26 protein-coding genes and 2 tRNA genes are annotated in these 22368 nt (G+C 36.5%); 16 read left to right on the top strand and 12 right to left on the bottom strand.

What is annotated here, in order from left to right; all coding sequences use genetic code 11:
* Window positions 1–47 precede the first annotated feature (47 nt).
* The 7 genes from ACQ76T_RS14085 to ACQ76T_RS14055 all read left to right on the top strand — a co-directional run bounded on the left by ACQ76T_RS14085 (window position 48) and on the right by ACQ76T_RS14055 (window position 6483).
* The gene (locus ACQ76T_RS14085) at window positions 48–701 is read left to right on the top strand and encodes a CBS domain-containing protein (protein WP_431343935.1); all 654 of its coding nucleotides are present in this window, start codon (window positions 48–50) and stop codon (window positions 699–701) included.
* Window position 702: 1 nt separating this feature from the next.
* Entirely contained in the window at window positions 703–1569 is an 867-nt protein-coding gene (locus ACQ76T_RS14080; protein ID WP_422695459.1) for an NAD kinase, read from the top strand.
* A gap of 69 nt (window positions 1570–1638) precedes the next feature.
* Window positions 1639–2709, top strand: coding sequence for a class II fructose-bisphosphate aldolase (gene fbaA / locus ACQ76T_RS14075; protein ID WP_431343934.1), 1071 nt, complete (start codon window positions 1639–1641; stop codon window positions 2707–2709).
* A gap of 91 nt (window positions 2710–2800) precedes the next feature.
* On the top strand, window positions 2801–3655 hold the full coding sequence (gene accD / locus ACQ76T_RS14070; protein ID WP_431343933.1) for an acetyl-CoA carboxylase, carboxyltransferase subunit beta: 855 nt from the start codon (window positions 2801–2803) through the stop codon (window positions 3653–3655).
* A 55-nt stretch (window positions 3656–3710) separates the two neighbouring features.
* Window positions 3711–4220, top strand: coding sequence for a DUF6973 domain-containing protein (locus tag ACQ76T_RS14065; protein WP_431343932.1), 510 nt, complete (start codon window positions 3711–3713; stop codon window positions 4218–4220).
* A gap of 298 nt (window positions 4221–4518) precedes the next feature.
* Window positions 4519–5922, top strand: coding sequence for a nucleoside recognition domain-containing protein (locus ACQ76T_RS14060; protein WP_431343931.1), 1404 nt, complete (start codon window positions 4519–4521; stop codon window positions 5920–5922).
* 168 nt (window positions 5923–6090) lie between these two features.
* Window positions 6091–6483: a hypothetical protein gene (locus ACQ76T_RS14055; RefSeq protein WP_431343930.1), complete on the top strand. Its 393-nt coding sequence runs from the start codon at window positions 6091–6093 to the stop codon at window positions 6481–6483.
* Window positions 6484–6498: 15 nt separating this feature from the next.
* Here ACQ76T_RS14055 and ACQ76T_RS14050 read toward each other — a convergent pair whose 3' ends face one another.
* The 4 genes from ACQ76T_RS14050 to ACQ76T_RS14035 all read right to left on the bottom strand — a co-directional run bounded on the left by ACQ76T_RS14050 (window position 6499) and on the right by ACQ76T_RS14035 (window position 9168).
* Window positions 6499–7383, bottom strand: coding sequence for a ferric siderophore ABC transporter substrate-binding protein (locus ACQ76T_RS14050; protein ID WP_431343929.1), 885 nt, complete (start codon window positions 7381–7383; stop codon window positions 6499–6501).
* Window positions 7384–7419: 36 nt separating this feature from the next.
* Window positions 7420–7818 carry an ExbD/TolR family protein gene (locus ACQ76T_RS14045; RefSeq protein ID WP_431343928.1) on the bottom strand — a complete coding sequence of 133 codons (399 nt, stop codon included), beginning with the start codon at window positions 7816–7818 and terminating at the stop codon, window positions 7420–7422.
* 9 nt (window positions 7819–7827) lie between these two features.
* On the bottom strand, window positions 7828–8532 hold the full coding sequence (locus ACQ76T_RS14040) for a MotA/TolQ/ExbB proton channel family protein (protein ID WP_431343927.1): 705 nt from the start codon (window positions 8530–8532) through the stop codon (window positions 7828–7830).
* 174 nt (window positions 8533–8706) lie between these two features.
* The gene (locus ACQ76T_RS14035) at window positions 8707–9168 is read right to left on the bottom strand and encodes a hypothetical protein (protein ID WP_431343926.1); all 462 of its coding nucleotides are present in this window, start codon (window positions 9166–9168) and stop codon (window positions 8707–8709) included.
* 169 nt (window positions 9169–9337) lie between these two features.
* Here ACQ76T_RS14035 and ACQ76T_RS14030 point away from each other — a divergent pair, with 169 nt between their 5' ends.
* The 5 genes from ACQ76T_RS14030 to ACQ76T_RS14010 are packed head-to-tail and all read left to right on the top strand — an operon-like array spanning window position 9338 to window position 13066.
* A complete protein-coding gene (locus ACQ76T_RS14030; RefSeq protein ID WP_431343925.1) occupies window positions 9338–11134 on the top strand; it encodes a DUF885 domain-containing protein in 1797 nt (598 codons plus the stop codon).
* Between the two features lie 6 nt (window positions 11135–11140).
* Entirely contained in the window at window positions 11141–11704 is a 564-nt protein-coding gene (locus ACQ76T_RS14025) for a hypothetical protein (RefSeq protein WP_431343924.1), read from the top strand.
* Window position 11705: 1 nt separating this feature from the next.
* The gene (locus ACQ76T_RS14020) at window positions 11706–12152 is read left to right on the top strand and encodes a DinB family protein (protein ID WP_431343923.1); all 447 of its coding nucleotides are present in this window, start codon (window positions 11706–11708) and stop codon (window positions 12150–12152) included.
* Between the two features lie 9 nt (window positions 12153–12161).
* Window positions 12162–12584 (top strand): hypothetical protein, encoded by a 423-nt coding sequence (locus ACQ76T_RS14015; protein ID WP_431343922.1) that lies wholly within the window; start codon window positions 12162–12164, stop codon window positions 12582–12584.
* A 38-nt stretch (window positions 12585–12622) separates the two neighbouring features.
* The gene (locus ACQ76T_RS14010) at window positions 12623–13066 is read left to right on the top strand and encodes a DUF6438 domain-containing protein (RefSeq protein ID WP_431343921.1); all 444 of its coding nucleotides are present in this window, start codon (window positions 12623–12625) and stop codon (window positions 13064–13066) included.
* Window positions 13067–13136: 70 nt separating this feature from the next.
* On the opposite strand, the gene ACQ76T_RS14005 is transcribed toward ACQ76T_RS14010, so the two are convergent.
* Window positions 13137–13757 carry an endonuclease III domain-containing protein gene (locus ACQ76T_RS14005; RefSeq protein WP_431343920.1) on the bottom strand — a complete coding sequence of 207 codons (621 nt, stop codon included), beginning with the start codon at window positions 13755–13757 and terminating at the stop codon, window positions 13137–13139.
* Between the two features lie 33 nt (window positions 13758–13790).
* Between ACQ76T_RS14005 and bcp the strand changes: the two genes are divergently transcribed.
* Window positions 13791–14240 carry a thioredoxin-dependent thiol peroxidase gene (bcp, locus tag ACQ76T_RS14000; protein WP_431343919.1) on the top strand — a complete coding sequence of 150 codons (450 nt, stop codon included), beginning with the start codon at window positions 13791–13793 and terminating at the stop codon, window positions 14238–14240.
* 88 nt (window positions 14241–14328) lie between these two features.
* On the opposite strand, the gene ACQ76T_RS13995 is transcribed toward bcp, so the two are convergent.
* Genes ACQ76T_RS13995 through ACQ76T_RS13975 form a run of 5 tightly spaced genes read right to left on the bottom strand, consistent with a single transcriptional unit; the run spans window position 14329 to window position 18546 of the window.
* A complete protein-coding gene (locus ACQ76T_RS13995) occupies window positions 14329–14862 on the bottom strand; it encodes a GNAT family N-acetyltransferase (protein ID WP_431343918.1) in 534 nt (177 codons plus the stop codon).
* Window positions 14831–15493, bottom strand: a complete 663-nt coding sequence (locus ACQ76T_RS13990) for a hypothetical protein (RefSeq protein ID WP_431343917.1) — start codon at window positions 15491–15493, stop codon at window positions 14831–14833. The genes ACQ76T_RS13995 and ACQ76T_RS13990 overlap by 32 nt, the downstream gene beginning before the upstream one ends.
* A gap of 35 nt (window positions 15494–15528) precedes the next feature.
* Window positions 15529–16611 carry a mannose-1-phosphate guanylyltransferase gene (locus ACQ76T_RS13985; protein ID WP_431343916.1) on the bottom strand — a complete coding sequence of 361 codons (1083 nt, stop codon included), beginning with the start codon at window positions 16609–16611 and terminating at the stop codon, window positions 15529–15531.
* A gap of 2 nt (window positions 16612–16613) precedes the next feature.
* On the bottom strand, window positions 16614–17204 hold the full coding sequence (locus tag ACQ76T_RS13980) for a SprT-like domain-containing protein (RefSeq protein ID WP_431343915.1): 591 nt from the start codon (window positions 17202–17204) through the stop codon (window positions 16614–16616).
* Between the two features lies 1 nt (window position 17205).
* Window positions 17206–18546: a TolC family protein gene (locus ACQ76T_RS13975; RefSeq protein WP_431343914.1), complete on the bottom strand. Its 1341-nt coding sequence runs from the start codon at window positions 18544–18546 to the stop codon at window positions 17206–17208.
* A gap of 183 nt (window positions 18547–18729) precedes the next feature.
* On the opposite strand from ACQ76T_RS13975, the gene ACQ76T_RS13970 reads away from it, so the two are divergent.
* The 3 genes from ACQ76T_RS13970 (at window position 18730) to ACQ76T_RS13960 (ending at window position 20208) form a co-directional block, all read left to right on the top strand.
* Window positions 18730–19974, top strand: a complete 1245-nt coding sequence (locus ACQ76T_RS13970) for a bifunctional folylpolyglutamate synthase/dihydrofolate synthase (protein WP_431343913.1) — start codon at window positions 18730–18732, stop codon at window positions 19972–19974.
* A 49-nt stretch (window positions 19975–20023) separates the two neighbouring features.
* Window positions 20024–20098, top strand: a tRNA-Val gene (locus ACQ76T_RS13965).
* Between the two features lie 35 nt (window positions 20099–20133).
* Window positions 20134–20208: transfer RNA gene (locus ACQ76T_RS13960), tRNA-Val, on the top strand.
* Window positions 20209–20496: 288 nt separating this feature from the next.
* Here ACQ76T_RS13960 and ACQ76T_RS13955 read toward each other — a convergent pair.
* Both ACQ76T_RS13955 and ACQ76T_RS13950 read right to left on the bottom strand, forming a co-directional pair.
* Entirely contained in the window at window positions 20497–21396 is a 900-nt protein-coding gene (locus ACQ76T_RS13955; protein WP_431343912.1) for a glycosyltransferase family 2 protein, read from the bottom strand.
* A gap of 4 nt (window positions 21397–21400) precedes the next feature.
* Window positions 21401–22366, bottom strand: a complete 966-nt coding sequence (locus ACQ76T_RS13950; protein WP_431343911.1) for a glycosyltransferase family 9 protein — start codon at window positions 22364–22366, stop codon at window positions 21401–21403.
* Between the last annotated feature and the right edge of the window lie 2 nt (window positions 22367–22368).

The raw sequence follows: 22368 nt of genomic DNA, 5'->3' as shown, positions 1-22368 counted from the left end.
GCGTAGTTTCAGAAAAAGTTTCATTTAATTTTTTATAAATTAGCACAATGTTTATCAAGGACTATATCTCAAAAGATTTCCCGTGTTTTAGCCTGTCTGATTCTATAGAGTCGGCCAGAAATATGTTGGAAGATTTCGGATATTCCCATGTTTTCATCAAAAAATCCCAGCACTTTTATGGGGCTATTGCCAAGGATTTTCTGTATGAAGAAGACAGAGGAACACTTAAGGATCTGGAACATCAGATTGAGCGCTTTGCCATTCTGGAAGACAATAATATTATGGACAGCATTCGTCTGTTTTATACTTTCAGTTCCAATGTGATCCCGGTGATCAACAAAAATGAAAAGTATCTGGGGTACATTACCTGTGAAGATATCTTTCAGGATTTGTCTCGTTACCCGCTGTTTTCAGAATCAGGAGCCATCCTTACAGTAGAAACCCCTGCAAGAAAGTACTCTATGACGGAGATTGCCAATATTATTGAGAGCAACAACTCAAAATTTTATGGGGGATTTATAAGCTTTATGTCTGATGAAGTGATTCATATCACCATTAAGATCAGCAATGAAAATCTGGCCTCGATAGACTCAACTTTTGACCGGTACGACTACAGAATTGTTGAAAAATATTATTCTGATGAGAAATCCGATCTGTTTAAAGACCGGTTCGGTTTTTTCCAAAAATTCATAGAAATATAACATGAAGGCAGCCATATATTCTCAGAAAAAAGATCTTGATACTTTTTTATATTTAAGCAAGTTTATCTCTGAACTTGAAACCAGAGGTGTAAAATCTGTTCTGTACGATGAAATGGCTGAAGCTCTTCAGTTTTCAAAAATATTCGAAACGTTCAATTCCAAACAGGACCTTCTGGATAAAGAGGTTGATCTGTTCTTTACTTTCGGTGGAGATGGAACCATTGTAAACTCACTTACCTTTATCGAAGATCTTGAAATTCCTGTAGTAGGCGTAAATACAGGGAGACTTGGGTTTTTAGCATTTTTCACCAAAGAAGAGGCTTTTAAAGAGCTGGACTCTATTTTAAAAGGAGACGTAAAAACAAGCCGACGTTCAGTTATTGAAGTTGTTTCGCCCAATCTGGAAGGATTTTTTCCTTACGCTCTGAATGACGTTACCGTCTCCAGAAAAGAAACCACCTCCATGATTACCGTAGATTCATATATCAATGATGAGTTTCTGAATGTATTTTGGGGGGACGGGGTAATCATCTCAACACCAACCGGTTCTACCGCCTACTCACTGAGTTGTGGCGGGCCAATCATTTCTCCCAACAACGAAAATTTTGTCATCACTCCTATTGCTCCTCATAATCTGAATGTGAGACCTTTAGTAGTAAATGATAAAGTAGAAATAAAATTCCGGGTGGAAAGCCGTGTACCTCAATATTCCCTTTCTCTGGATTCCCGACTGATACATATAGAAACCGATAAGGAAATTATCATTAAGAAGGCAAAATTTCAACTTCTTCTGGTACAGCCCAACAGCTTAAGTTTCTATGAAACCATCCGTCAGAAGCTTCTTTGGGGAAGAGACAAAAGAAATTAGTCATTTCTTAAAAATGATTACCTTTACACGAAATTAAACACCTAATAAATTTATAATAAAACGTAAAACATGAGCAGAATTTTTCCGGCAGGAGTTGCCACAGGTCAGTTAGTTACTGATATCTTTCAGTATGCTAAAGAAAACAAATTTGCATTACCTGCAGTCAACGTAATTGGATCAAGCAACATTAACGCTGTAATGGAAACAGCAGCGAAATTAAACTCTCCTGTAATTATTCAGTTTTCAAATGGTGGAGCTTCTTTCAATGCAGGGAAAGGACTAAGTAACGATGGGCAAAAGTCTGCAATCTTAGGAGCTATCGCAGGTGCTAAACACATTCATACTCTTGCTGAGGCTTACGGAGCAACAGTAATTCTACATACAGACCACTGTGCAAAGAAATTACTTCCTTGGATTGATGGTTTAATGGATGCTAACGAAGAACACTTCAAGCAAACAGGAAAATCTCTTTATTCTTCTCACATGTTAGACCTTTCTGAAGAGTCTTTAGAAGAAAACCTTGAGATTTCAGCTCAATATTTCGAAAGAATGGCAAAACTTCAGATGACTCTTGAAGTAGAAATCGGAGTTACCGGAGGAGAAGAAGACGGTGTTGACAACTCAGACGTTGACAACTCAAAATTATATACTCAGCCTGAAGACATCGCTTATACTTACGAAAAACTAAAAGCTATTTCTGATAACTTCACTATCGCTGCCGCTTTCGGTAACGTACACGGAGTTTACAAACCAGGAAACGTAGTTCTTACTCCAAAAATCCTTGACAATTCTCAGAAATATGTTCAGGAGAAATTCGGAACAGCAGCTAAGCCTGTTAATTTCGTATTCCACGGAGGTTCTGGATCTACTTTGGAAGAGATCAGAGAAGCAATTGACTACGGAGTAATCAAAATGAACATCGATACTGACCTTCAGTTTGCTTATACAGAAGGAATCAGAGATTATATGGTAAACAATATTGATTACTTAAGATCTCAGATCGGAAACCCTGAAGGAGAAGAAAAACCTAACAAAAAATTCTATGACCCAAGAACATGGGTAAGAAAAGGTGAAGAAACTTTCTCTACAAGATTGGTACAAGCATTTGAAGATTTAAATAACGTAAATACTTTAAAATAAGAACTGTAGATTTGTATTAATGTAAGCAGTATTCGTATAGAATGCATTTACATTAATACATTTTACATTTATACATTAATACTCATAAAAAATGGCATTCGACTGGTTTAAAAGAAAAGCAAAAAACATTACCACCTCTACTGATGAAAAAAAAGACGTTCCCAAAGGTCTTTGGCATCAGACTCCATCCGGAAAAGTTGTGGAACATGATGAACTAAAGAGAAATAACTATGTTTCTCCTGAAGATGGATTTCATGTAAGAATAGGAAGTGCGGAATTTTTTGACATCCTTTTTGACGGCGGTAAATTCACCGAACTGGATGCCAACGTTGAAAGTATTGATATCCTGAACTTCAAAGATACAAAACCTTACAAAGACCGTTTAAAAGAAGTAAAAGCAAAAACAAAACTTACAGACTCTATCAGAAATGCTGTAGGAACCGTAAAAGGAACTGAAATGGTAGTTTCTTGTATGGATTTTGCTTTCATTGGTGGTTCTTTAGGTTCTGTAATGGGAGAAAAGATCAGAAGAGCAATAGATTACTGTATTGCAAACAAACTTCCTTATATGATCATCTGTCAGTCTGGAGGAGCAAGAATGCAGGAAGCTACTTACTCTTTGATGCAGTTGGCAAAGGTTCAGGCTAAATTGGCACAGCTTTCAGAGGCAGGATTGTTGTATATCGCTTACCTTTGCGACCCAACTTTTGGAGGAATTACAGCTTCTTTTGCAATGACTGCTGATATCATTATGGCAGAACCGGGAGCTCTTATCGGTTTTGCGGGACCAAGAGTTATCCGCGAAACAATCGGTAGAGATTTACCAGAAGGATTCCAGACTTCAGAATTCTTACAGGAAAAAGGATTTGTAGATTTCATCGTAAAAAGAACTGAAATCCAGGATACTGTTGCCAAAACAGTTAATTTATTAGCTGTAAAAGCGTAATATCTGTAACAAAAACAATACAATCTCTCTCTAATTGGGGAGAGATTTTTTATTTATGAGGACTTTTAAGATATTTTTCAATACCATCAGGAGCATGAGCTTTAAAAAGATTATCCGTCTTTTATCGCTGGTTCTCCCCCATCCTCTTTTTGCCATTCTGAGTTTTCATGCTACCCTGAAAGCTTACACCATTGCTCAGAAAAAATTTCCTGCCACTGCCTCCAATAACGGTATTGGAAATGCTTTCAGACACGCACTGTGGTGCTGTTTTATTATGATGTACTGCTGCAAGGTGTCATCTCCTAAAAAAGCATTGGAATTCTGTAAAAGAATGACCGATATGCATGAAGAGCTTTTCCCCAACAAACCTTTGGAAACCAAAATGGACCTCCATAACAACAAATTCGGCATGGATTATTTCATGGATCTTCTCCCTGGAGTTCACCGTCAGTTTTTCGAAAAAAGCTTTTTTGTGGATGGATTAGCCAAAAAAATGGATGATGCCAAAGTTCTGAAAAATATGGACGACGACTTTGAAGGTTATCTTGTTTACCTGGAAGAGTAATTTTATTATTTAACGCAACGAATACGCAAAGGAAATATAAAGCTTTATGCATATTTTCGTTCGCAAAGGCATTTCATTCAGCAATCTTCTATAATTCTAATTATTTGCTTAGTGCGAACGCCTTTGCGAACGAAAAAATCACGCATAACTATTAGAATCTTTTGCGGACATCGCGCCAAAACACATCTAAAACCAACAATCAGTCATTAGTTCTCTTTCACAACAGAATAACAAAAGACTCTAGTTATTTTTGTGGTCTAAAGTATTTTTGATAAGTTTAAACAATTAAATCAATCAGATGGTTCTCAGCAGAATTTGGTCGGCTTTCATTATCATTGCCATTGCCATTGCCAGTATAAAATACATTTCATCAACCCACTACAAAACCATCTTCAATGATATGGTGGTAGGAAAAGGCGGCGATACCGTGAAAATTGTGTCTCAGCCAATGAGCACCCTTTCTCCTGTTATAAAAGACAGCCTGATGAAGAAAAATGATTTTGCAGACAGCAGAATTCACTATAAAACAGATTCCTTAAAACAAAATGTAGCAGTTTACCGTGTTCAGGAAGCAGATGGTGTTATCGGAACTTCAGAAACTGCGGTAAAAATATGTCTTGGACTAATTGGAATCATGACTTTATTCATGGGATTCATGAGTATTGCTGAAAAAGCAGGCGGAATCAACCTTTTGAGTCGTTTGATTCAACCTTTTTTCTCAAAATTATTTCCAGACATTCCAAAAAATCATCCGGCTTTCGGACACATGTTGATGAATTTCAGCGCCAATCTTCTTGGTCTCGATAATGCAGCAACACCTTTTGGATTAAAAGCAATGGAGAGTCTTCAGACTTTAAACCCTAATAAAGATACAGCCAGCAATTCACAAATCATGTTTCTGTGTTTACATGCTGGTGGAATGACATTAATTCCCGTTTCTATTATTGCCATTCGTGCCTCTATGGGTTCCAAAACACCTACTGACATTTTCCTGCCTTGCATGATTGCTACTTTTACCGCAACATTAGCGGCTATGATTATTGTGTCTTTATACCAAAAGATCAACCTTCTTCGTCCTGTTGTGATTGCTTATGTAGGAGGTATTTCAGCAATTATCGGATTATTGGTTGTTTATCTGGTAAAGTTAAGCAAAGACGAACTGGATGATTTCAGCAAAGTAGTAAGCAACGGTCTCATTCTCTTCATCTTTCTTGCCATTGTACTTGGTGCGGCTTATAAGAAGATCAATGTTTTTGATGCTTTTATTGAAGGAGCGAAAGAAGGATTCACCACATGTGTAAAAATTATCCCTTATCTGGTTGGAATGTTGATTGCAATTTCTCTATTAAGAACTTCCGGTGTTTTTGATGTGATTATTGACGGTATGAAATGGGTAGCCAACGTTGCCAATATGGATCCAAGATTTGTAGACGGGCTTCCAACAGCTTTAATTAAACCTTTATCCGGCTCTGGAGCCAGGGGAATGATGGTTGATACGATGGCTACTTTCGGAGCAGACAGCTTCCAGGGAAAATTGGCAGCAGTACTTCAGGGAAGTTCAGATACTACGTTTTACGTGATTGCAGTATATTTTGGCGCAGTAGCCATTAAGAATACGAGATATACGGTAATTGCCATGCTTCTGGCCGATTTGGTAGGGGTTATTACATCAATTGCACTAGCTTATCTATTTTTTGCTTAATTGAAAAAGTTACAGGTTAGATCGTTGCTGGTTCTTACCGTTAAAAATATATTAATGAATAGACTATTAGAAGGAAAAATCGATAACTTTATAAAATACGCCCAAATAAAGTGGCACACATAACCACGCAATCTAGCAATTTAGCATTTAGTAACAAAATACCTCATTATGATTACAGATAAAGAATTCACATTAAGACTTATACGTCAACTGACCCAGGCATTGGAAAAACTTATTTTAGAAAAACCTGAAGAAAGTTTGATGCAGAAAGAACTTGATTTTGATACTTTAATGAGAGATATCTTCAAGATGAACTTCACAGAAGTAGCATCTATGACAAAAGAAGAAATGATCACCCTCGTTAATGAAAGACAGGAAAGAGACCGTAAAGACTATTACGAAATGCTTGGAAACCTTTTCTATTTTAAGAGCAGAGAAGATCAGAATAAAGACTTTCAGGACAAAGCAAAGACATTCTATGAGATGTATCTCCAGACCAGCGGAATCTTTGCACTTCCAGTCATTAACAGAATAAATGAATTAAAAAAAGCACTTGAATAAAGTGCTTTTGTATTTTTAGAATGTAATTTTATAACTTCCGGTAGATGATGTACTGGCCTTTTCCGCCTTTACATATTTCTTCACCCAGGCAACTGATGTAGAAGATACACAAGGATCTGAAATACCTCCCGTTCTTCTTGCTGAAACTACGTTTCCTGCTTTATCTACTGTATAGGCAATGGTAATAGATCCGCTGGCTGTACAGCTGTGAGAAGGCTGTGCTCCTCCTCTTCCCATTGTTCCGGGAATATATCCGATCAGCTTTCTGTCTATTCCTACTTTGCTGTCTCCATTTCCATCACCGCCTAAAGGATCTCCAGCATTTCCAATGCCCTCTCCAGTTCCCTGACTTCCTGCTTTGGTTCCTCTTCCTTTGATCAGGTTTCCTATGGCTGCGTTTCCTTTTCCGTCACCATTTCCTGTTTTAGAATTGGCTGTGGCAGCTCCTGATTTTTTAGTGTTTTTTGAAGCACTAGTGCTCGTTGCTTCCTTTTTTTCAGCTTTTTTTGCTTCCTCTTTTTTAGGAACCGTAGTTTTGGAATTGTTCCCTGTAATCACTTTTTCCTTCACTTCAGCTTTCTTAGGTTCAGGAGCAGGTTCTGGCTTTACTACTGTTTTTGTTTCAGGAACAGGAGTCTCCGCAGGCTCCGGGGTAACGTCCTCAGTGGCAGCGGCCAAACTTCCCGGCTGTTCAGCAGGTTCTTCAATTCCGTTTCCGTTTCTGTTATCTCCGAAGTTGACAAGCATTGTTGTTACTACTTCAGGCTCCTTATCCAGTTCGGGCTTCAATTTATATAGAAAAACAAAAAGCAAAACGGCGGCCCAGATCAGAATAGAAAGCAGAGCACTTTTTATTCTGTCTTTATTTTCTTCGTTTTTATTTGCTGTATAGCTTCTCATCTTAAAAAAGTAATTCTCTCCGGGAATCCGGAGATGTTATTTATCTTTAACGGTTGCAATAGCAATGTTAAATTTATGTTTTTCAGCAATTTCCATGACAAAAACAACATCTTTATGTAGTGTATTTTCATCTGCTCGGATGGTGAAAGACTTATTTGCCTGCCCCGTAAGTTTATTGACAATCACTTGTTCCAGTTCTCCTTTGTTTACAGGGTTGTCATCCACAAAAAAAGAACCGTCGGGTTTAATGCTTACTGTTACAGGATTTGGAATATTATCATCCGCAGCACCGGCTTTCGGTAAATTTACATCTATAGCACTCTGGTTGGCTGCCGACGAGGTGATCATAAAGAAAATCAGCATCAACAGGATAACGTCTGTCATCGCTGCTAAACTGAATTCCGGATTCGCTTTATTTCTTCTCTGAATTTTCATAAGAAAAAATTATAAAGGTTTGTTGATAAGGTCTAAAAATTCTCCGGACATATTCTGAGCCTTCAATACAAACTTATCGATCCTTGTTAAAAGGATATTGTAGCAGAAGTTCGCAGGAATAGCCACCGCCAAACCTACCGCCGTCTGTCCCAACGCTGTATAAATACCTTCTGAAAGCGTTTTAGGAGAAAAAGAGCCTGTTGCATGAGATAAGTTGAAGAAAGCAATAATCATCCCGATTACCGTTCCCAAAAGTCCCAACATAGGCGCAATACTGGGTACAACAGCCAAAAGGTTAAGATTTTTTTCCATATTGGCTACTTCTACCTGAGCCTGAGATTCCATAGCGCTTACAATATCAGAAACAGGTCGTCCCAATCTTGAAATTCCTTTTTCAAGAATCCTTCCTTCAGGAGAGTTCTGCGTTTTACAGTAATCTGTAGCCGCTTCTATCTTTCCTGCTTTAATAAAGTCTTCAATATTGTTCATAAAATTGGAATCTGTTTTTGAAGACAGTCTTTTGATAAAGAAAAATCTTTCGAAGAACAGATATAAAGAAAATATTCCTAACAACAATACAGTTACCATCACTATTTTAGCGAAAGCTCCTCCGTGGAACATAATCTTCCAAAATGAAAATTCTAAATCGTCTGTAGCAATTGCGGGTGTAGCGATTTGCGCAAATAAAATCTGGGAAAGTTCCGTTAACAGCATTAAATATGAATTTTATTAAAGTTTCAACGACAAATGTAGTGGAATATTATGAATTGATATCTTAAAAATTGCTTAAAAACCACTTAAATTTTGTTAGCAATTATACAAATAGCAAATTTCTTTCCAAAAGAAATTTTGAAAAGAAATTCACTATAAAAAAGTTGAGAGACTTTGTTAATCTTCGTCTACCTCAATATCATCCTGGCTGAATTCACATTTTAATCTAAATGGAATCGGCGTGTCTGATCCGGTATAGAAATCGTCAATGGTTCCTTTCCAGATTACCTGAAGCTCTCCTTCTTCATTTTTTTCAAAGAGAAGCTCGTTATCATACAGATAAGCCTCTTCATCATCGAAAAGATCTACTTCTGTATAGGTATCTTCATCAGAATCACTGATTGTAATAGTTTTGCCTTCTATTTCCGCAGATTCGATAGGGAAATCGAAAATTTCTAGTGAAAGCTGCGGAAAGTTGTACTGTAATGAATCATCATCTACGTGATCCAAACTGTCATCCGTTATAATTTCAACCTCTAAAAAATGTTGCTGGTTGCTGTAGACTGCTTTACAATAAGTATTTCTGATATTGTATTTTAGCGTTTCGTCCGGATGGTAAATTTTTAAAATCCCTTTCATTTTTTCTTAAAAAAGAACTGTAATAATATGATTGTTAAACCGTTTAGACAAAGATAAAAAATTGATTCAAAGTTAAAAGGATTTTGAAAATTATTTTTTTAAAATCAATTAAGACAATGGATAGGAATCTCCCAATATTACTTACTTTTGTTCTATAAAGATTCTGAAAATGAAAAAAATTTTATCAAAAGCTATTTTAGGAATAGGATTGATGATCGGTCTTGCTTCTTGTAAAAAAACGGATTCTCCGCTTACCAAAGTGACTCCCAGCAATCTGGATTCAATTGCGGCTAATTATTACGAGCAGTATCTTAAACTATACCCTTTAGATGCTACAGCACAGGGAGATACAAGATACAACGACCAACTTCCTATTAATATTGATAAAGATTTTATCTCAGGAGAAGTGGCCTTCTACAACTCTGTGCAGAAACAATTGGAACGAGTAGATTATAAAACTCTGTCTGATGAGGATAAAGTGGTGTATGACGTTCTGGATTACACTTTAAAAGATAAAATTGAAGCCTACGCCTATCATCCGGAATATATTCCTTTCACTCAATTTGGAGGCCTTCCTCTTACCTTTCCTCTTTATGGAAGTGCGCAGGGAAACCAGCCTTTCAAAACAGAAAAAGATTATAATGACTGGCTGAAAAGAATGGAAAAATTCCCGGAATGGATGGATGCTGCAACGGATAATTTCCGAGAAGGAATCAATAACAAAATTGTTCTTCCTAAAAAACTGGTAGTAAAAATGATTCCTCAAATGAAAGCTGAGGAGATTATCACCCCAGAAATGGAAAAGAATATCTTCTATGGCCCGATTAAAAATTTCCCGAAAAGTTTCACACAGGCTCAGAAGGATAAGTTTTCTGCTCTTTACAAGGACGCTATTACTAAGAAAATCATTCCTGCCTATACCAAAATGGGTGTGTTTTTAGAAAAAGAATATCTTCCAAAAGCAAGAGACACGGATGGGTATAACAGCCTTCCCAACGGAAATGAAATTTATGGATATTACGTAAAAAGTTGGACCACCACTAAAAAATCACCTGAAGAGATCAACAAAATAGGGCTTCAGCAAGTGGCAATGCTTCGCGCAGAAATGGAAAAGGTAAAACAGCAGGTAGGTTTCACCGGAACACTGGAGGAATTTATCACTTTTGTAAAAACTGATCCTAAAGCCATGCCTTATAAAACGTCTAAAGATGTTTTGAATGGCTTCAATAGTATTCTGACGAAAATTACTCCAAAGCTGAAAACGATGTTCAATGTAACCCCAAAAACAAAGTTTGAGATCAGACAGACGGAAAAGTTCAGAGAAGCCAGTGCGAGTGCAGAATATATGCCGGGAACTCCTGATGGAAAAAGACCGGGTATTTTTTATGTTCCGCTTCCGGACCCTACCAAGTTCAATGTTACTTCAGGAATGGAGTCATTATTCCTTCATGAAGCGATCCCAGGACACCATTATCAGGTTTCTCTTCAACAGGAAAATACAAAACTTCCTAAATTCATGAGATTTGGATGGTTTGGAGCTTATGGTGAAGGATGGGCACATTACTGTGAAACATTAGGCCCTGAGTTTGGCTTATATACAGATCCTTATCAGAAGATGGGGTATTTAAGCGATCAGATGCTGAGAGCGGTAAGATTGGTTGTAGATACAGGCATTCATACAGGAAAAATGTCGAGAGAAGAAGCTATTAAATATTTCCTAAGCAACATTTCCTATGACGAAGCATCTGCCACTGCAGAAGTAGAAAGATATATGGCGATGCCGGGACAAGCCTTAGGATACAAAATAGGTTCCTTAAGAATCCGAGAATTAAGAGAAAAATACCAAAAAGAGCTTGGAACAAAATTTAGTCTGGCAAGTTTCCATGACGAAGTCTTAAGCCAGGGATGTCTTCCTTTGGATGTTCTGAACAGAAAGATGGAGCTTTGGGCAAAAAAACAAAAATAGTTTCTTATGAGACTATTTTTGCTTTTCATGACTATTATACTGGCCTCCACAAGCTGCCAAAAACAACAGAAGTATGAAAAGTTTATCATAGACCAGAGCTTACCCACGAACGACACCATACAGCTTCTTTCAAAACTTCCTGAACTAAAGTTATTTAACAGCGAAGTGATGGAAAGTAGTACAAGAACAGCTTATATCGTCCAACACGCATTTTATTATGACGGTCCTCGTAAAGGTTCGTTTCTGTTTAATGATTATAAGTGCAAGGCTCAATCTCAGAATGACACTTTAAATATCCTACTGAACAATGATAACGGATATTTTGGAAATGGAGTTCTGGTAAAGGTATTCAACAGCCAATTTTATATAAAGGATATTGATCCTAGTACCTTAAAAAGAGAAAAAAAATTCATAAAATCAAAAGTTTTGGAACAGAAACTGGTTTTAAACACTAATAAATTCAATAAAAATGATAGTATTTATGGCTTCATAGATTATAAATGCAAGATTGACAGTTTAGTTTATAAACACTTTAGAGGATATTTTAAAACAACGATACAAAAAAATTGATATGATCACAGAAAGCCTTAGATCTCTTTTCAACAGAGATTTAAACCAATTAAAAAAAGAGATAGAAGCTTATCAAAATGAAAAAAACCTTTGGATAATAGATCAAAACATTGCCAATTCTGCGGGTAATCTTTGCCTTCATTTAGTTGGAAATATCAATCATTTTATAGGAGCACAACTGGGAAATACGGGATATGAAAGACACCGTGACCTGGAATTTTCACTCAAAAACATTCCGAAAGCAGAACTTATTGAAAAAGTTGAAGCCACTGCTGCCATGATAGATGAAGTACTTCCTCAATTGTCCGAGGAAGATCTTAAAAAAGAATATCCATTGGTTGTTTTTGAAAGTACAATGACTACAGATTACTTCCTGATCCACCTTATAGCCCATCTGGATTATCATTTAGGGCAGATTAATTATCATAGAAGGTTACTTGATATTTAAATTAAAATAATGTTCTCAAAAATACCTCTCATTTTATTATTGATGTGGGCAACCACTCTTTATTCACAAAACCAGAAAAAAAATAATAGGATTGATTCTCTGCAGACTACGGAAGAAATCCAAAAGTTTATTGATGAAAAAGAATTGGATTATACCATCACAATCAATGAAAAAATCCAATATGATTCGTATTGCAGTGCCATTGCCGACAGTTTGAATATAAAACCTTGGGGAAAAGGTGATTTTGACAACAATGGATTAACTGATCTCCTGATTACCGGAAATAGTAAAGAAGGAGTAAAAACGATTTGTATTTTGGATCAGGGAGATCATTTTGAAAAAGTGAATATAAGTCTGGGAAACCTCTATGAAGCGTGTGCTTTTGCCACTGCCCGAGATAATAAAGTCGTGTATCACAAGATTAAATTCTAGACAGATCCGGTCAGCTAAGCAACTTATTAACCGAAAATTTGATTTATAAGTTTGATAGTTTTATAGAAGAAAATGTACTTCCTAAAAGACATCATATTTTAGAACTTGAATTTAATGCCTCTCCATGCTATGGACGCTGCCCCTCATTTTCATTGAAAATCGTATCCAACCGTGATGTGGAATGGATTGCCAAAAATGACAATAGGGTCAACTTTCAGGAATATACGGGAGCATACGAATCTAAAGTCCCCCCGGAACAATATAAAGAGCTCATAAACCTGATCAATTATATTGATTTCGAAAACCTAGATGACGACTATGAAGTAAGTTATACCGATTCTGCGACAGGAACATTAAAAATAGTTTATGACAATCTGAAAGTAAAAACCATTAGTGATTATGGAATGATGGGAAGCAGAGGTCTTCGAAAGCTTTACAATATTCTTTTCAACTTAAGAGGCAAGCTTGAATGGAAAAAATAATTTCTAATAATACCATGTCAAGGTTTAAAACTTTGACATGGTAAATTTTCTCTTATTCTCAGCGAATAATTTACTTCTCAAACATCATTTTCGTAATAAAATCTTTCTCTCCTTTTCCTCTTGCCGGAGAATATTCTCTTCCATAGAAAATAATCTGAAGGTGCAGCTTATTCCAAACTTCTTCAGGGAATAGTTTCTTTGCATCGCGCTCGGTTTCCACTACATTTTTTCCTGAAGTAAGCTTCCACAGTGTCATTAGGCGGTGAATATGGGTATCTACAGGAAATGCAGGAAATCCAAATCCCTGGCTCATTACTACAGAAGCCGTTTTATGCCCTACTCCGGGCAAAGCTTCCAGTTCTTCGTAAGTTTGAGGGACAATACCATCGTGTCTTTCCAACAGCAATTCTGCCATTCTCTTCAAATTCTTAGCTTTTGTATTGGAAAGTCCTATTTCTTTAATCAGTTCTTTGATTTGATATTCTTCCAACCTGGCCATTCTTTGAGGAGTTCCAGCTACCGCGAAAAGCTCGGGCGTAACCTGGTTTACTTTTTTATCTGTGGTTTGTGCAGAAAGTGCCACGGCAACCATCAATGTATACGGATCGGTATGATCCAGCGGAATAGGTGTTGTAGGATATAATTTATCCAATTCTATCTGAACGAGCTCAGCTCTTTGCTTTTTTGTCATGTAACCCTTAAATTTGAACAAAATTAAATCATTATGCTGAAAGTTGGAGACAAATTACCTGAATTTGAAGGTATAAATCAAGATGGAGGAACTATAACCTCATCGCAGTTGATCGGAAAAAAGCTTGTTGTTTTCTTCTACCCGCAAGCCAGTACACCAACATGTACCGTAGAAGCCTGCAACCTAAGCGATAATTATTCTAAGTTAGAAGAAGCCGGATTTCAGTTATTGGGAATAAGCGGGGATTCTATAAAAAAGCAAAAGAATTTTCACAGCAAGTTTGCTTTTCCTTATGATCTTATTGCTGACGAGAGCCGCGATATCATAGAAAAATTTGGAGTTTGGCAGGAGAAAAAAACGTTTGGCAAAACGTATATGGGAATTGTAAGAACAACCTTTATTTTTGATGAAAATGGAATTTGCACGAGAGTTATTGAAAAAGTAACTTCAAAAACAGCCGCAGAACAGATTCTGGAAGGATAATTTTTTTAGAACACAAAAATCACAAATGCTTCCACAAATAACATGATTTAAAATCAAAAGGGTATTTGTGAAAGCATTTTTATCTATTTTACTCGGTTTCGTAATAATTCAACTCCTCGGTTTCACCGGGAAGAGTCACATAATTTTTGAATTTCAGTCCCAATTTTTCAATCAGTTTTTGGGAAGACCAATTATCTTTTGAAATAATAGCAGAAATTTTTGATAAGCCAAAATCATCCATCCCTATAGATTTTACCTTCTGAGCCGCTTCAAAAGCATATCCTTTGCCTTCAAACTCTTCCAATAAAGAATATCCGATATCTACAACATCAAGTCCTTCCCTTTGGAAGATTCCAACAGCTCCTATTTTTTCGTTTCCCTCTTTTGTAATTAAAAGATAGTTACCAAATCCCAGCCTTTCAATTTGGGGGGCAAATCTGTTGAGGATATAGTTTTCCGCATCTTCAGGGGTATTTACATTACGGTTACCGATATGTTGAATAAATTTGGGTCTGTTATACAGTTCGAAAACAAAATCTCTGTCTTCGCGAGACATGGGACGAAGTATCAATCGTTCTGTCTCATAGGTATTATCTGCGCTTGGGTGTTTTTTTGAGCTCATCTTTTTTCGGTTCTTCCTTTTTTTCGATTTTTAAAAGTCTCGGATTATTAGCACATTTCTTATTATAAAGCTCAATATAGGTACCATTGTCTTTTACATGACTTACAGCGCCGGTAGCTTTATTTACAGTCACAGTATAATGTGTTTTCTGATAAGGACATTCCCTTGATGTTACTTTACCAAGATCAAGGTAATAATTTGATTTATCTTCATGATAATTTCCTGCAAGATCTTTGAATTCCTCATCCACCATATAACCATCTGCAGAGAGTACTACAGCGACTTCCTGCGCATTATTAATCTTTCCGACAAATTTCTTCAGACCTTCTACATCAAGCACATAGTTTATCTTTCCTCCTTCTGAATAAGCGATATAGTAAAAACTGTCTTCACTGGGAAATAAGTTGAAACCTGAAAACTGAGGGATATAATTTACTTTTCCCGAAGTCTTTATTTCCTGTCCTTTTCCGTAGTTATTATAGACCAATACCCACGAATCAACCTTACTGTCAGGATCAATCTGCTGCAAAATACCTGAAATACTGGTGAATTTCTTTTTCTCCTGAGCATATCCAAGGGTTGCAAAAAATAAAGCGGTAAGCAGGGTAAGTCGGGTGGCCGTTTTAATCATAATTTTAAAAATCAGCAGAAAATATACCAAAATTTTTACATAAACTTCTCTCCTTTCTTGAAACTTTTCAGATCAAGAACATAATCTTTGATCAGTTGATCATTGTCGCGGGGGCAAATAAGAAGTGCTTTATCCGTATCTACAACAATATAATTTTCAAGCCCGTCGATGATAACTGCTTTATTACTGTTTTTCAGGCGGATAATATTGCCTTTTGAGTTGTATGCCAACAGATGTTTCAATTTTACGGCATTGCCATCTTCATCTTTTTCGGTGTTTTCATAGACGGAAGTCCATGTTCCAAGATCGCTCCATCCAAGATCGGAAGGAATTACATATACATTTTTGGCTTTTTCTAAAATTCCGTTATCGATAGAAATTTTCTGAACTTTAGGATAAATGGTTTCAATACAGCTGTTTTCTTTCTCTGAATTGTATTCGCAAGCCATAAAGTGTTGCATCATTTCAGGAAGATACATATCAAAAGCATGGTGAATGCTTTTCACATTCCATACAAATATACCGGCATTCCAAAGGAAATCTCCACTTTCTAAAAAGCTTTGTGCAATTTCAAGAATAGGTTTTTCGGTAAATGTTTTTACTTTAAAATATTCTGATCCCTTTTTTTCTACAAACTGAATATAGCCATAGCCCGTATCAGGTCTTGTAGGAGTAATCCCAAGGGTTACCAGATAGTCATGCTTAGAAGCGACATCAAAGGCCAGTTCTACTTTCTCCAAAAACACGTCTTCTTTAAGAATAAGATGGTCGGCCGGCAGCACGATCATCGTAGCATCCGGATTTATTTCAGCAATTTTGTTAGCCATGTAAAGGTTACAAGCTGCCGTATTTTTCATAAGAGGCTCTCCCACAATATTTTCTTCAGGAATTTCCGGAAGCTGCTGATGGGAAAGAGTAACATATTCCTTATTCGTAATGACGAATATATGCTCTTTAGGAATTACCTTGCTGATTCTGTCATAAGTTTGCTGAATCATGGTGCGCCCGGTTCCTAAAATATCCTGAAACTGTTTTGGAAATTTCTGCGTACTCATTGGCCAGAATCGGCTCCCGATTCCTCCTGCCATTATTACACAGTATCTATCTGATTTTGACATTCTTAGCTGCATTTTTCTACCCTAGCCAATGGTTTGAAAGAATACTTCCTTCCAGTAGCCAGGTTCTGACAAAGATAGTTTTTTTTAACCAGACCTTCGAATAAATACTTTTCGTTGCGATATATAAAAAATTCACCCTTTTGAAGTTCTTCTATAAACTGCAGTCTATCGTCTTGTTTCTCAGTATGAAAATATCTTACCAGATCGGGGCTCGCCATAAAATTGGCCTTTGGTGATTTTGAAAATCTGATGATAATAGGTTTCAGATCTTCGTCATACACTTCAAGGCTTTCAAGAAGCATATTTCTAAAGGTTTCTTTCCACTCATTACCATGGGGGGAAATTCTGCGTCCATATTTTTCAAAGGCAATCAGATGAGCCAGTTCGTGGGTAAGAACAAAGAAAAAGAGCTGAGGAGTGAGTGTAGAATTAACGGTAATTTCGTGAGAATTATCCGGAAGTTTTCTGTAATCTCCCAGTTTGGAATTTCTGTTTCGTGTAACTTTTATATGGATATAGTAATCTGAAAACCATATCCTTAAGTATTTAAGTGTATTTTGAGGTAAATATTTTTCTAAAGATTGAATAGACATTTTATAAACTTAATGGAATTCCTGCATAGAAATTCAATAGTTTAAGACTGAATAGATAATTATATTTCGCCTGCGCTACTGATCCCTGTGCATTTGCATAATTATTTCTTGCTACATTCACATCATAAATTGTAGTTCTCCCTGCTGCATAACTTTTGTCTGCAAAATCAAGAGCCAGCTTTGAGCTTTTTTCAGCTTCTACGGCTGCCAGATAATTTTCATAATTAGCATCAGCATCAAACTGAGCTTTCTGTACATTCTGTCTTACCGTCTGCTTTTGCTGTTCCAAGGTGTTTTTAGCAAGACTTTCGTTTATTCTGGACTGTTCTACCTGCAATTTAGTGATTCCTTTATTAAAAATAGGAATATTTACAGAAAGACTCGCCTGCTGTCCGAAGTTATCTTTATACTGTTGGAAAAAACCTTTTTCTTTAATATAAATAAGTTCATTTCCAATATTATCCGTATTTAAAAGGTTGTTATAGAATGTCCCAACACCAGCACTTGCCGTAACAGTAGGCCAAAAAGCCGTTTTGGAAACCTCTGTTTGAGCTTCTGCGGAATTGATTCTACTTTGTGCGGCTTTTATCTGTGGTTGAGACTGATACGCGATTGTTAAAACCTCATCTACAGATTTAAGTTCTGGAGACAACTGATCGGAAACATACACATCTTCCACATCAAAATCTTTATACTCCGATAGTTGTAAAAGCTGAACCAAAGCGAATAAGCTACGTCCTACATTTACCTCAGCTGTTTTCAGATTCTGCTTTTCTCTAGCCAAAGCTGCTTCTGCTTCTGCCAAAACAGTTTGAGCTGTTGTTCCCACATTTGTAGTTATTTTAGCTCTGTCAAACTGCTTTTGAGCATTGCTTACCGCACTTTCAGAGATTTTTACAATTTCTTTATTCAGCAAAGTCGTGAGATATTGCTGTGCAATCTGTAAAGAGATATCATTTTTGATGGTTTCCACATCATAAAGGCTTGCTTCCAGATCATACTGGCTTTTTCTCACTGTTTTTTCCAGTCTGCCATTATTATACACCAAGATATCTGCCCCAAGGCTTGCATTATTACTGAATCGGTCATTTCTTAAACTTCCCGTACCGAAAGACGTCTGTCCAAAGCTGACCGTATTTCCCAGGCTTCCTGAAACGGTAGGTAAATACCCTTTTTTGGCAACTTTAAGGCTGGCATCCTGTGATTGTTTGTTATATTGATTTTGGATAACCTGAAGATTATGCTCCACTGCATAGCTTACACATTCTCTTAAGGACCACTTCTTCTGAGCACTTACACCCAGATATCCCAATCCAAAAACGATAATCCAAACTTTTTTCATATGTATATGTTTATTTGATTTTTAATGGTCATATGGAATCACTTCATCTTCGTCTATATTTGTCCTTACAAATCAGAGCGATTTCATATTAAGATTTTTCCATATTAGACGAATTAAATATAAAAAAGTTACAGATTGAAAAATTATATTTTATTTTAAAAAAACTTTTGTGAATTTTGTACTATGACAAACGAACAATATCAGGAAGCTATCGACTGGCTTTTCGTGCAGATGCCCAACTATCAGATTGATGGGCAAAAGGCTTATAAACCTGGATTAGATAATATAACCAAGCTATGTGCTTTCTTTGGAAATCCACAGGATAAGATCAAATGTATTCATATTGGCGGTACCAACGGAAAAGGTTCTTCAAGCAATATGCTGGCCTCAGTTCTTCAGGAAGAGGGCTATAAAGTAGGATTATACAATTCCCCACATCTTATTGATTTTACAGAACGTATTAAAGTAAACGGCAAAAACTGCAATAAGGAGTTTGTATATGACTTTATTCAAAAGCTGAAAAGTATTCCGGAAGAGATCCATCCTTCGTTTTTTGAATTTACGACCATTATGGCTTTTGAATACTTTTATCAGCAGCAGGTAGATTTTGCCATTATTGAAGTCGGATTGGGCGGAAGATTGGATTCCACCAATATTATCAACCCGTTAATTTCTGCAATTACCAATGTTCAGCTGGATCATCAGAATATATTAGGAGACACGATTGAAGAGATTGCAACAGAAAAAGCAGGGATCATAAAAAATAATATTCCTATTATTTCCGGAGACGATAATGAGGCTGTAAAAAATATTATCCGAGCAAAAGCAGCTAAAGAAAATGCGCCTTTTATAGACGCTACTCTACTCCAAAGTGATCTTGAGTCTGATCTTAAAGGGAATTATCAGAAGAAAAACATCCGTGTTGTATTGGCTATCATTGAAGAGATGAAAAAATTACAGATATCCGTTTCCAACCAAAGTCTGGAAAAAGGGTTATTGAATGTTCATCAGAATACAGGATTCATTGGCCGTTGGTTTGAATTTTCAAAAGAGCCCCTTACCATTTGTGATACGGGACATAACCAAGCAGGTTTGGAGTATGTTTTTTCACAATTAAATTCTATTGATCGTCACAAGCACATCATTTTGGGATTTGTTAATGACAAAAAAATAGATGAAGTGATGAGTTTACTTCCTGATAATTCTGAGTTCTATTTTGCAAAACCATCCATCAACAGGGGAAGACACCCGGAAGATTATGAAAATCTACTTCAGGAGGCGAAAATTTTTTATAAAATTTTTAATTCTGTACAGGAAGCGTATCTGGCTGCAAAAGAACGATGTACAAACAAAGAAATGATTTTTATTGGCGGAAGCAACTTTGTAGTGGGAGATTTTTTAGAAAAAAATTTGGAGTGTAAAGAATAAGTTGTATATTTGCACCACTCTAAACGAGGAAACAATAACAAAGTCTAGAGGGTTCTTAGCTCAGTTGGTTCAGAGCATCTGGTTTACACCCAGAGGGTCGGGGGTTCGAATCCCTCAGGACCCACTAAAAAGGATACTGAAGCCTTTAAAAAAATTTCAGGGCTCTTAGCTCAGTTGGTTCAGAGCATCTGGTTTACACCCAGAGGGTCGGGGGTTCGAATCCCTCAGGGCCCACAAAATCTCTCTTTTTTAAGGGAGATTTTTTTTATGTATTAAAACTACTATAAATTAATCGGATCAGGTTCAAAAATTGGGGGAAAAATATTGTATTTACGGAATTTGATTTAACGCAAAGTTTTTAGCCTCTTATCTCATATTTTCAAAGGAGCAAAGGATTGAATCATTGAATTTGATTTTTTCCAAGCAAATAAACATCCACTAAGCTCCTTCAGCGAAAAAGCCGCACTTCTTTACTTCTTAAAATTTAAGATTTTTATGACTACAACTTATAAATCTATTTCATCATTTCATCTTCCTAATGAGAAGCCCAAGCTTATAAAGATCAAGATAGCGAAGGCTGCAATTTCCTTTTAAAAGTTTTTTTCTGATAGAATGTTCTACTATCATAAAAAGAAGTCCTAAAAACAGATTAAAAGGAGCTACACTCACTTTGTGATAAACTCTCACAAGCTTTACCTCCGAGAGTTTTGAATACAAGGTTTTATCCTTCAGCATTTCTGCCAGACTTTCTACCGACTCTTCTACTTTTTCAAGATAAACACTGTTTGCTTCAAGATCATTATTAAGGATTGGGTCATCAATATGATGAATTTTCACTCCTGCAGACTTTAAATCCATAGCGAAAAGAAGGTCTTCATAACCATACTTTTGAAACTGAGGATTAAAAATAATCTTTTCTAGTATTTCTCTTTTTATAATAAAATTGTTGGTCTGAAAGCTCAAGTAAGGTTTTTCCCGCCTCAATGATGTAGAAAGATTTTCTCTTTCAACCGCAAATTTCCATCTTAATAGATGATTTTCATCCGGGGCAGATGCTAGAACTTTTCTACCACCATATATAATTTGAGTCTCCGGATTTTCCTGTATGAAGCTGAGATACTTCTGTAAGAAATCCTGATTTACGATTTTTCCGTCACAATCCAGGAATAAGAGATATTCTCCTGTAGAATACTGTAGAAAAAGATTACGGATCTGAGACCTTCCAATATTTTTTTCAAGAAACACAAATTTCTTTACCGTATCTTCAAGTTCTTTATTAATCTTTTTGAAAGTGCTATTTGAAGCATCATCAATCAAAATAATTTCAGCCTCTACTCTACTGGTTTCGACTTCTTTTTGTAAAGTAAAAACCAATTCTCTAACATCAAAATTATAAACAGGAATACAGATTGAGATTTTCATGCGGTTAAATTCTGGATACTACATCTTGGATATTGAATTCCTCCAGACACGCCCAATCTCCTCTATAACATTCTTTATCTCCAAATACGGAACAAGGTCTACACGTAAGATCTTTTACCTGAACTACATCCTCCTCGCTTTGCCCAAATCCTAAAAATCCGGCATAAGGATGGGTTGCTCCCCAAATAGAAACACACCTTGTTCCCATAAGGCTTGCTAAATGCATGTTGGCAGAATCCATAGAGACCATTACTTCCAGTTCTGCAATTTTACTGAGTTCTTCAGAAAGACTTAATTTTCCGGAAAGGCTTTTGGTATTGGGAATCTGCTGCTCCCATTTTTCAAGGGTTTCGGTTTCTTTTTTACCTCCTCCAAAGAAGTATACAGTATGTTTTTGAGCAAGAATTTTAGCCAGTTCAAAGGATTTCTCCAAAGGAAGCATCTTTCCTGTATGTTGGGCAAAAGGGGCAAAGCCAATTCCTGACTTATGATCTGAAATAGGTCTCAGCTTTTGGGAAAGTTCTATGGTAAATCCCATTTTTCTGAAAACGTCGGCATAGCGCTCTACGGTCTTCTTTAACTGAAATTTATCAAGGTTCCATACATCGGTAAGGTGCTCCTTTTCCTCTTTTCCTTTGTCTATTTTAAAAACTTTAAGGCCTTTTCTTCTATATATTTTGTCCAGAATCTTCGTACGGATCACATCGTGAAGGTTGGCAATACAGTCCGGATTAAATTCGCGGATCAATTCATTGCTCAGTCTTCTCAGTCCAAAAAAACCTTTATAATCATCCAGATCTATTCCTTTAAAGATAACATTAGGTACTCCTGCAAAAAGAGCTTCGAAATTTTTTCTGGAAACCATAACAATTTCCACATCAGGATTCTGTTCCAGAAATTCTCTGAAAACAGGTACCGTCATGGCAACATCTCCAAATGCGGAAAAACGATATGCTAAAATTCTGGTCACGA

Origin of the sequence: Chryseobacterium sp. JK1, from assembly GCF_050632815.1 — a bacterium.
Taxonomy (GTDB): Bacteria; Bacteroidota; Bacteroidia; order Flavobacteriales; family Weeksellaceae; genus Chryseobacterium.
The sequence above is the reverse complement of the archived record's forward strand: the minus strand, read 5'-3'. Positions and strand labels throughout refer to the sequence as shown.